Genomic DNA, 10,623 nt, shown 5'->3' with positions numbered 1-10,623 from the left:
GTGTTGGACTCCGAAAAGCCTACCCTGATGATCATCGACGGCCATTCCCTGGCATTCCGGGCGTTCTTCGCCCTGCCAGTGGACAGCTTCCAGACCCACGCCGGGCAGCATACGAACGCCATCCACGGCTTTCTGTCGATGCTGCTCAGCCTGCTGCGCAATGAGAAGCCGACCCACCTCGCGGTCGCCTTCGATATCTCCCGTGCTTCCTTTCGCACCCGGGAATACCCCGAATACAAGGGCACCCGCAATGCGACGCCGCCGGAATTCCTCGGCCAGATTCCACTGCTGCAGGAAGCCCTCGCCGCGATGAACATCACCACCATCACCAAGGAAGACTTCGAGGCCGACGATATCCTCGCGACCCTTTCGGTCGAAGGCAGTGCAGCCGGCTACAACGTGCTCGTCGTTTCCGGCGACCGCGATGCCATCCAGCTGGTCAACGAGACCGTCACCCTGCTCTACCCGGCCAGCCAGGGCGTGTCGGCCCTCACCCGCTACGACCCGGCTCGGGTGCGCGAACGCTACGGCATCGAACCGGCGCAGTACCCCGACGTGGCCGCGCTCGTCGGCGAAACCAGCGACAACCTGATCGGCATCAGCAAGGTCGGCGAGAAGACCGCCGTGAAGTGGCTCGGTCTGTACGGCAGCCTCGATGGCATCCTGGAACACGCCGACGAGATCAAGGGGGTCGTTGGCAACAACCTGCGCGAGCAGAAGGAGAACGCGATTCGCAACCGCCGGCTCAACCGCCTGGTCACCAACCTGGAGCTGCCGATGGCCGTCGCCGCGCTCGAACGCGGCGCCATGGACACCGACGCGGTGCGGGACATCTTTACCCGCCTCGAATTCAAAACCCTGCTCGACCGGGTGCTCAAGCTCGCCGGCGAGGACCCGGCGGTTGAAGCATCCGTTACCGTCATTGTGGAGGTCCCCGCCGTGCAGGCGCCCGTCGCGCAGGATCTGCTCGACGAAGAGCTGCAATCCTGGCTTGACCGGGCCACCGTGACTCACCCGGCGGGCCTTGGCCTCACGGTGGAGGTGCAGGACGGCAAGGCAATCGGTTTCGGGCTGGCCAGCCCGACCGAAACCATCAACCTGCCCTGGCAGCCCGGCCGTAAGGACTACGCCCCGCTCGAAGCGTGGCTCGCGAGCGCAGCTCCGAAGATCATGAACGACGCCAAACACCAGGTGAAGGCGCTGCGTCGCAGCGGGCTGCCCTTCGCCGGCCTCGCCTTCGACACCCTGGTCGGCGCCTGGCTCTTCCGCCCCGGAGGCCCCGACAAAACCCTGGCCGACCTCGTGTCGCGCTACCTCGACGAGACCGTGCCCATCGCCGACCCCAACCAGCTCGTTCCCGACGAGACCCAGCAGGCCGGCGCTCCCGCCCAGGCCTGGTTCACCCTGCGCCTGTTTGCCGCCGTCGAGAAAGTCCTCGACCCCGGCTCGCTCAAGTTGCTGCTCGAGATCGAACTGCCGACCCTGCTGGCCCTGGCCGACATGGAACTGGCCGGCGTCAGCGTCTCGCACGAGCAGCTCGCCGAACTGTCCGCCGAGCTCGGTGCGAGTACGGCCAGCCTCGCCGCCGCCGCCTACGCGGAGATCGGCCGTGAGGTGAACCTCGGTTCACCCAAGCAACTGCAAGACGTGCTGTTCACCCAGCTCGAGATGCCCAAGACCCGCGCCAACAAGACCGGTTTTTCAACGGATGCCGGCGCTCTCGCCGACCTGCAGGCCAGCAACCCGCATCCGTTCCTCGACCTGCTGCTCAAACACCGCGACGCGACCAAGCTGCGCCAGATCGTGGAAACCCTCGACAAGGCCATCGACACGACCGGCCGCATCCACACCACCTACGTGCAGATCGGCACCACCACCGGCCGCATCTCCTCGAACGACCCGAACCTGCAGAACATCCCGGTGCGCACCGAGGAAGGACGGCGCATCCGCGCGGCCTTCCAGGCCGGCGCCGACAGCGAGAGCCTGCTCACCGCCGACTACTCCCAGATCGAAATGCGCATCATGGCGCACCTCTCCGAAGACGCCGGCCTGATCGAAGCGTTCAACGCCGGCGAAGACCTGCACCGGTTCGTCGGTTCCCGCATTTTCGGTGTCGATCCCGCCGACGTGTCCGGCGAAATGCGCAGCAAGGTCAAGGCCATGAGCTACGGGCTCGCCTACGGCCTCAGCGCCTTCGGACTGTCCAAACAGCTTCGCATCGACACCAAAGAGGCCAAGCAGCTCATGACCGACTATTTCGAGCGGTTCGGTGCGGTGCGCGACTACCTGCGCAACGTCGTCGAGCAGGCCAAGGTCGACGGTTACACCGAGACCATCTTCGGGCGGCGTCGGCCGTTCCCCGACCTGGCCAGCCCGAAACGGGTGCTGCGCGACAACGCCGAACGAGCGGCACTGAACGCGCCGATCCAGGGCTCGGCGGCCGACATTATGAAGATCGCCATGAACGGTATCGCCGCCGATCTGACGGATGCCTCGATGGAGTCCCGCATGCTGCTGCAGGTGCACGACGAATTGATTTTCGATGTGGCCCCGGGGGAGTGGGACGCCCTTCGCCAGGTCGTCACCCACAACATGGAGTCCGCTGCCGACCTGCTCGTTCCGCTGACCGTGCAGGTCGGTCGCGGCGCCAACTGGGACGCTGCCGCTCACTAGTCCAACTGAGCGCGGATGACAGGCTGAGGGGGCCCACAGCGTCCTTCCCCGCCCGGTTTCCGAGCGACTCACTCTGTCGCGTTGACCGGCCAATTTCCCCAATTGGGGGGTTCGCAACGAACCGCCGTGTTCTAGGCTCGATGCATGACAAACGACATCCAGCGCACTCCCACGGCCATCGACCAGATCGCCGAAGAGTGGGTGGACACCCTCGTCGACCTCGACCCCACCGTGGGTACCTACATCGGCCGTACCGCGGGAGACGGTCGCTACGGCGACTACTCCCCGGCCGGTCATGAACGGTTCCTCGGCGCGGCGAAGACGACGATCACGCAGTTGGATGCCGCCCGCCCGGTGGACAGCGTCGACGAAGTCACGCAGACCGACCTGCGCAGCGAACTGTCGCTCACCGTTGAAAGCTCCGACGCGCAGCTGCAGCTCCGCGACCTCAACGTCATCGCTTCGCCCGCGCAGGAGATCCGCGAAATCTTCGACCTCATGCCCACGAAAACCGTCGAGGACTGGGCCAACATCTCCAGCCGTCTCGGCAACCTGCCGGCAGCCATCGACGGCTACATCGAGACCCTGCGCTGCGGCATCGAACGCGGTGTGACACCGGCGCGCCGGCAGGTGCGGGAGGTATTCGCCCAGGCCCAGCGCCACGCTTCCAACGACGGGTTCTTCGCCGAATTCACCGCGAATGCCTCGCTCGACACCGGAACCCTACCCGCCTCCCTGGCCAAGGATCTCGGCCTCGGTGCTCGCCAATCGGCGACCGCGTACGACAAGCTCGCCACCTTCTTCCGCGACGAGCTCGAGGGTAAGGCCACCGAAAACGACGCTATCGGCCGTGACCTGTACTCCCTCGCCTCCCGCCGTTTTCTTGGCGCCACCATCGACCTGGATGAGACCTACGAGTGGGGCATCGAAGAACTCGCCCGCATGGTTGAAGAGCAAGAGAAAGTCGCCGACCAGATCAAGCCCGGCGCCAGCGTGCTCGAAGCCATCGCCTACCTCGACACCGACCCGAGCCGTAAACTGCACGGCACCCAGGCGCTGCAGGAGTGGATGCAGAAAACCAGCGACAAAGCCGTCGCCGACCTGGCTGAGACCCAGTTCGACATTCCCGACGAGATCAAAACCATCGAGTGCATGATCGCCCCCACCCAGGAGGGCGGCATCTACTACACCGGCCCGACCGACGACTTCTCCCGGCCCGGCCGCATGTGGTGGTCCGTTCCGGTCGGCGTCACCGAATTCGACACCTGGCGTGAACTGACGACCGTGTACCACGAGGGCGTGCCCGGCCATCACCTGCAGATCGGGCAGGCCGTTTATAACCGTGCCAAGCTCAACACCTGGCGCCGCCAGCTGGCCGGCACCTCGGGCCACGCCGAGGGCTGGGCGCTCTACGCCGAACGCCTGATGGAACAACTCGGCTACCTCGACGACCCGGCCGACCGTCTCGGCATGCTCGACGGGCAGCGGATGCGCGCAGCTCGCGTGGTGCTCGATATCGGGGTGCACCTCGGCAAACAACTGCCCGACGGCTCCGGCCCCTGGACCGCCGACTACGCCTTCGAATTTCTCGGCCAGAACGTCAACATGAACGAGAGCTTCGTCAAATTCGAGGTCAACCGCTACTTGGGCTGGCCGGGCCAGGCCCCCTCCTACAAGGTCGGCCAGCGCATCTGGGAGCAGCTGCGCGACGCTGCACAGCAGCGCCAGGGCGCCGCCTTCTCGATCAAGGAGTTTCACCGCGCCGCCCTCGACCTCGGCGGCGTCGGGCTGGACACGCTGCGTTCTACGCTGTTGAAGTAGGACATCCGTTTGTGTCGGCGACCGGCGGGGTGGTCGAGTTGCCCGCGGGGGAGTCAGGTAGCTAGTATGGAGTGTCACATTTGTGACGCCTATCCGCTGCCATGCGCGGAGCGTTCCACGGTCTTTCTGTACCGCGGAGCATCCAAAAACACCTGAACTATTTTTCGCGTCTGGCCCGACTATGTCCATCCTGGAGCAACTACTACATGACAATCGCAACGACCGAACGGGCACCCAAGCAGGTCGCCATCAACGACATTGGATCTGCTGAAGACTTTCTTGCCGCGGTCGAAAAGACTCTGAAATTCTTCAACGACGGAGACCTCATCGAGGGAACCGTAGTGAAGATCGACCGCGACGAGGTTCTCCTCGACGTTGGGTACAAGACTGAGGGTGTCATCCCCTCTCGCGAACTTTCCATCAAGCACGACGTTGACCCCTCTGAGGTTGTCAAGGTCGGCGACCTGGTCGAGGCCCTCGTTCTTCAGAAAGAAGACAAAGAAGGCCGCCTCATCCTCTCCAAGAAGCGCGCTCAGTACGAGCGTGCATGGGGCGACGTTGAGAAGATCAAGGAGTCCGACGGTGTTGTCACCGGTTCGGTCATCGAGGTCGTCAAGGGTGGACTCATCGTCGACATCGGCCTGCGCGGCTTCCTGCCGGCATCGCTCATCGAACTTCGTCGCGTTCGCGACCTGACCCCGTACCTGGGCCAGGAAATCGAAGCGAAGATCCTCGAACTCGACAAGAACCGCAACAACGTTGTGCTGTCGCGTCGCGCCCTGCTCGAGCAGACGCAGAGCGAAAGCCGCACCACGTTCCTCAACAACCTCCAGAAGGGACAGGTCCGCAAGGGCGTCGTCTCCTCGATCGTCAACTTCGGCGCGTTCGTCGACCTCGGCGGCGTCGATGGTCTGGTTCACGTTTCCGAGCTCAGCTGGAAGCACATTGAGCACGCCAGCGAGGTCGTTGAAGTTGGCCAGGAAGTCACCGTCGAGATCCTCGAAGTTGACCTCGAGCGCGAGCGCGTCTCGCTGTCGCTCAAGGCAACGCAGGAAGACCCGTGGCAGGTCTTCGCCCGCACCCACGCCATCGGCCAGGTTGCACCGGGTAAGGTCACCAAGCTCGTTCCGTTCGGCGCGTTCGTTCGCGTCGCAGAGGGCATCGAGGGCCTCGTGCACATCAGCGAGCTCTCCGGCAAGCACGTCGAGCTCGCCGAGCAGGTTGTCTCGGTCGGCGACGAGGTCTTCGTCAAGGTCATCGACATTGACCTCGAGCGTCGCCGCATCTCGTTGAGCCTCAAGCAGGCCAACGATGGCGTCGACCCCGACGGCACCGAGTTCGACCCGGCGCTCTACGGAATGCTCACCGAGTACGACGACAAGGGTCAGTACAAGTACCCCGAGGGCTTCGACTCCGAGACCAACGAGTGGCGCGAAGGCTTTGACGAGCAGCGCGAAAAGTGGGAGCAGGACTACGCTGCAGCCCAGGCTCGCTGGGAAGCCCACAAGAAGCAGGTTTCGACCGCGAACGACGAGATCGCTGCCCCCAGCGACGTCGCACCGGCCGGCTCTGCCTTCTCGAGCGAGTCGGCTGGCGCCGGCACGCTCGCCGACGACGAAGCACTCGCGGCTCTCCGCGAGAAGCTCTCCGGCGGCAACTAGCACCACAGCTCAACCACAGCGCTGTTTCACAGCTACGCAGTGTGACTGCGCACGTCGGGCCGCATCTTTCGGGATGCGGCCCGACGTGTTTAACCGGGGCGAGGAAAGCGGATGCCGACGGACCGCGCGCACAGTGGCATCCGCCGTCACTACGCAGCCGTTATTAGACACGTCGTGGTTCGTGGTATACCTAGTAGTGAGGAAATTTCCTCTATTTGGTTGCGTCCCGGTATTCACAAAATTGCCGAGCGGATGCGGCTATCCCCCATGTGCAATCAGCTTCTGGCTGGAATGGCACAGTGCGCAACGGTTTCACAGCCCCATCGGAGAGTTTCATGAATAGTTTTCGTCCCGTTACTTACACCGACAACCGGGTCGAGAACAATTCTGAATGGCGGAGCTCGACTGACGACGCAGGCACACCGTTCGACGGAGCTGTGTCATCGTCAGCCAACGGAAGGCCGCGCCGTGCTGGCCGAACGACCACCGACGGCGATCCGCTTGCCGATACGGCGTCAGCGCCCAATCCCAGCGCCGTGGTCAGAGCATCTTCCGGCTCCGGACCGCAGCAATCTTTGATACCCGGGGACGAGAACGATACTGCACTCGGGGAAGGCTCCCTGCCCGAAGTGATCGCCACGGCTGACCACGACTCCAAATTCTTTTTCCCGGGTCTCCGTGACGGCGTTACCGAAGTGGCTGAGTCAGGGGCAACGTCCACTGCCCTGGTGGTCGAGGACGACCACAAGTCGGCGAAGCTCGTGCGTCTTTTCCTCGAAGCCGAAGGTTTCGTGGTGGTTGTAGCATCCACCGGCGAGGAGGCGCTCGTTCTCGCCCGCAAAATTCCGCTCAACCTCATCACCCTCGACGTGAAATTGCCGGGCATAGACGGGTGGAATTTTTTGCTGCAGCTGCATGATTCGCCAAAATTTGCATCAATTCCGGTCGTGGTCATCGCCGGCGATGCGGACATGAGTGTGGCGCTGAGTCGTGGCGCAGCGGCCGTGCTGGAAAAACCGCTCCAGCGAGCGGAACTGCAGAATTCTCTTGCCCTGCTGGGGTTGCGGCCCAATCGTTCCTATCCCCGCCGCATTCTTGTCGTTGACGAAGACCGGGAAACCATCGAGCAGGTGACTTCGGATGTGGAGAAACCCACCTACTGCGTCAAATCTGCTGAGACCGGCGATGCGGCGATCACCGACGAGGAACAAGACACCGTCGACAGCGATCCAGGACAACCCGTCGTCGCCATGAACAAACCAGACCTCAACCGTGAGGCGTTCCTCGCTGAAATCGAGCGCGCCCTCGAATAAGCGGATACGGTGACGCGCATGGGGGAGGAATTGGCAGGCGAAGTGCGTGGGGGATTCCTGGGGGCCTGCAATGACCACGACCTCGACGCCATCCTGGGCTATTTCGCAAACGACTGCGTCGTCTCCAAGCCGCGGGGAACTCCGCCCCGTGGCGACCAGTACGTGGGCAAGGACGAGGTTCGGGCCAGCCTGGCAAAACGATTCGAGGGCATCCCGAACGTGCACTACGGGGACGACCAACACTGGGTCTGCGGTGATGATTTCGGGTATCCGAGTGGACCCAGACCGAAACTTCGACGCGGGGCCCCGCGAGGAGTCGGCGCATTCGCTTGGCGCTTGCGCGCGGTGCAAGCCGAGCCAGCAGATAGTCTGGCGGGATGTATCTGATTGGGCTGACCGGCGGTATCGCCTCGGGCAAGAGCACAGTGGCGAAACGGTTGGCGGAGCTCGGAGCTGTGGGCATTGACGCCGACCAGTTGGCCCGCGAGGTCGTCGCACCCGGCACTGTCGGCCTCGCCGCGATCCAAGCGGAGTTCGGCGATAGTGTGGTGCTGCCGGATGGCAGTCTCAATCGGCCGGCACTCGGTGCCATCATCTTCGCTGATCCGGAGCGACGCGAACGATTGAACGCGATCACCCACCCGGCGGTGCGCCAGCTCACCCGCGACCGGATTGCAGCCGCGGACGCCGCCGATCCGCATGCCATCGTGGTTTACGATGTTCCGCTTTTGGCCGAGGCTGTCGCCGGCGGCCTGGTGACCTTCGATCTCGTCGTGGTCGTGCACGCCGATGCCGCAACCCGAATTCAGCGCATGATCGACCTCCGCGGGTTGACCGAGGCGGAAGCTACTCAGCGGATTGGAGCCCAGGCCACTGACGAGGAGCGCCTCGCCATCGCTGACGTTGTGATCAACAACACCGGGTCCATCGCCGCGACACTAGCGCCGGTCGACGCGCTCTGGGAGCGGGTTCTCGCGGCTGAAGCCGGCAAGATCGCTGGGACCGACGTCATCCGCTCGCCGTCTTCTGCTGCGCAAGACTGACTGTCAGACCGCCTTTGTAGAATGAAGGTATGGAACCAACGCGCTCTGTGAACCCGTTTGAAGTGGTCAGTGAGTACACGCCGAGTGGCGATCAGCCGTCCGCGATCGCCGACCTGACGGCCCGCATCAACGCCGGCGAAACCGACATCGTACTGCTCGGTGCCACGGGAACCGGCAAGTCGGCGACGACCGCCTGGCTGATCGAGCAGGTGCAACGTCCAACGCTCGTTCTGGCCCACAATAAGACGCTGGCCGCCCAGCTGGTGAACGAATTCCGCGACCTCATGCCCAACAATGCGGTTGAATACTTTGTCTCCTACTACGACTACTACCAGCCGGAAGCCTACGTACCCCAGACCGACACCTTCATCGAGAAGGATTCCTCAATCAACGAAGAGGTCGAACGGCTGCGGCACTCCACCACGAACTCGCTGCTGAGCCGCCGCGACGTCATCGTGGTGTCGACGGTGTCGTGCATCTACGGTCTGGGCACGCCGGAAGGCTACATGCAGGCCATGATCGCCCTGCAGGTGGGGCAGAAGGTCAGTCGCGACTGGTTGGTGCGCAAATTCGTCGCCATGCAGTATAAGCGCAACGATGTCGACTTCTCTCGCGGCAACTTTCGGGTTCGCGGCGACACCATCGAGATCATCCCCATGTACGAAGAGCTCGCGATTCGCATCGAGATGTTCGGCGACGAGATCGAGGCGCTGCACAGCCTGCATCCGCTGACCGGTGACATCGTCAAGACACTCGACGCGGTCTCGGTCTTTCCCGGCTCGCACTATGTCGCGAGCGACGACGTCATGCGCCGGGCGATCGGCACCATTGAAATCGAACTGGCCGACCGCCTCGAGGTGCTCGAGCGCGAGGGCAAACTGCTCGAAGCCCAGCGGCTGCGCATGCGCACCACCTTCGACCTTGAGATGATGGAGCAGATCGGCTTCTGCTCGGGTATTGAGAACTACTCCCGGCACATCGACGCGCGCGAACCGGGGGAGGCCCCGCACTGCCTGCTCGACTATTTTCCCGACGATTTTCTCATGGTCATCGACGAGTCGCACGTGACCGTGCCGCAGATCGGCGCCATGTATGAGGGCGATTCCTCGCGCAAGCGCACCCTCGTCGACCACGGCTTTCGGCTGCCGAGCGCGCTCGACAACCGACCGCTCAAGTTCAACGAGTTCAAGAACCGAGTCGGCCAGACGGTGTATCTGTCGGCCACGCCGGGTAAATACGAGATGGGCATAGCGGATGGCATCGTCGAGCAGATCATCCGCCCGACCGGCCTGATCGACCCGCAAATCATCGTCAAGCCGAGCAAAGGCCAGATCGACGACCTGCTCGAAGAGATCAAGAAGCGTTCTGAACGCAACGAACGCGTGCTGGTCACGACGCTCACCAAGAAGATGGCCGAGAACCTAACCGACTTTCTCACCGAGGCGGGGGTACGGGTGCGCTACCTGCACTCGGACGTCGACACCCTGCGCCGGGTGGAGCTGCTCACCGAACTGCGCGCCGGAATCTACGACGTGCTCGTCGGCATCAACCTGCTGCGTGAGGGCCTCGACCTGCCCGAGGTATCCCTCGTCGCCATCCTCGACGCCGACAAGGAGGGCTTCCTGCGCTCGGCCACGTCGCTCATCCAGACCATCGGGCGCGCCGCCCGCAACGTGTCCGGCGAGGTACACATGTACGCCGACCGGCTCACCGCCTCGATGGAGAAAGCGATCGACGAGACCGACCGCCGCCGCGAGAAGCAGGTCGCCTACAACACGCTGCACGGCATCGATCCGACCCCGCTGCGCAAACGCATCGGCGATATCACCGAGGCCCTCGCCCGCGAAGAGGCCGACACCGCCGAACTTCTCGCCGGTCGCGATGCCCGCCGTAAGTCGTCGACGCCCAACCGCCGGATCGGCCTGGCAGCGAACGGTGCCAACGACCTCGAGTCGATCATCGCCGACCTCAATTCGCAGATGCTCGAGGCTGCTGGCGAGCTGAAGTTCGAGCTCGCCGCCCGCCTGCGTGACGAGCTCTCCGAGCTCAAGCGCGAGTTGCGCCAGATGGAGAAGGCCGGCCACCTGCAGTAACCGCGACCGCGCCAACGAC

General features: G+C 63.7%; 7 protein-coding genes. All 7 read left to right on the top strand.

Going from position 1 to position 10,623, the window contains the following annotated elements:
* The 7 genes from polA to uvrB all read left to right on the top strand — a co-directional run bounded on the left by polA (position 1) and on the right by uvrB (position 10,604).
* A complete protein-coding gene (gene polA / locus E3T43_RS05815) occupies positions 1-2,673 on the top strand; it encodes a DNA polymerase I (protein WP_134471676.1) in 2,673 nt (890 codons plus the stop codon).
* A 144-nt stretch (positions 2,674-2,817) separates the two neighbouring features.
* A complete protein-coding gene (locus E3T43_RS05810; RefSeq protein ID WP_134471675.1) occupies positions 2,818-4,494 on the top strand; it encodes a DUF885 domain-containing protein in 1,677 nt (558 codons plus the stop codon).
* A 206-nt stretch (positions 4,495-4,700) separates the two neighbouring features.
* Positions 4,701-6,155 carry a 30S ribosomal protein S1 gene (gene rpsA / locus E3T43_RS05805; RefSeq protein WP_092448535.1) on the top strand — a complete coding sequence of 485 codons (1,455 nt, stop codon included), beginning with the start codon at positions 4,701-4,703 and terminating at the stop codon, positions 6,153-6,155.
* 299 nt (positions 6,156-6,454) lie between these two features.
* Positions 6,455-7,468, top strand: a complete 1,014-nt coding sequence (locus E3T43_RS05800) for a response regulator (RefSeq protein ID WP_134471674.1) — start codon at positions 6,455-6,457, stop codon at positions 7,466-7,468.
* A gap of 18 nt (positions 7,469-7,486) precedes the next feature.
* Positions 7,487-7,855 (top strand): nuclear transport factor 2 family protein, encoded by a 369-nt coding sequence (locus tag E3T43_RS19675; protein ID WP_134471673.1) that lies wholly within the window; start codon positions 7,487-7,489, stop codon positions 7,853-7,855.
* The gene (gene coaE / locus E3T43_RS05790) at positions 7,846-8,511 is read left to right on the top strand and encodes a dephospho-CoA kinase (protein WP_134471672.1); all 666 of its coding nucleotides are present in this window, start codon (positions 7,846-7,848) and stop codon (positions 8,509-8,511) included. The genes E3T43_RS19675 and coaE overlap by 10 nt, the downstream gene beginning before the upstream one ends.
* A 29-nt stretch (positions 8,512-8,540) precedes the next feature.
* Positions 8,541-10,604 carry an excinuclease ABC subunit UvrB gene (gene uvrB / locus E3T43_RS05785; RefSeq protein ID WP_134471671.1) on the top strand — a complete coding sequence of 688 codons (2,064 nt, stop codon included), beginning with the start codon at positions 8,541-8,543 and terminating at the stop codon, positions 10,602-10,604.
* Positions 10,605-10,623: the final 19 nt, after the last annotated feature.

The organism is Cryobacterium sp. Hh7, assembly GCF_004403155.1.
Lineage (GTDB): Bacteria > Actinomycetota > Actinomycetes > Actinomycetales > Microbacteriaceae > Cryobacterium > Cryobacterium levicorallinum.
This window is presented reverse-complemented; position numbering and strand designations above follow the sequence as displayed.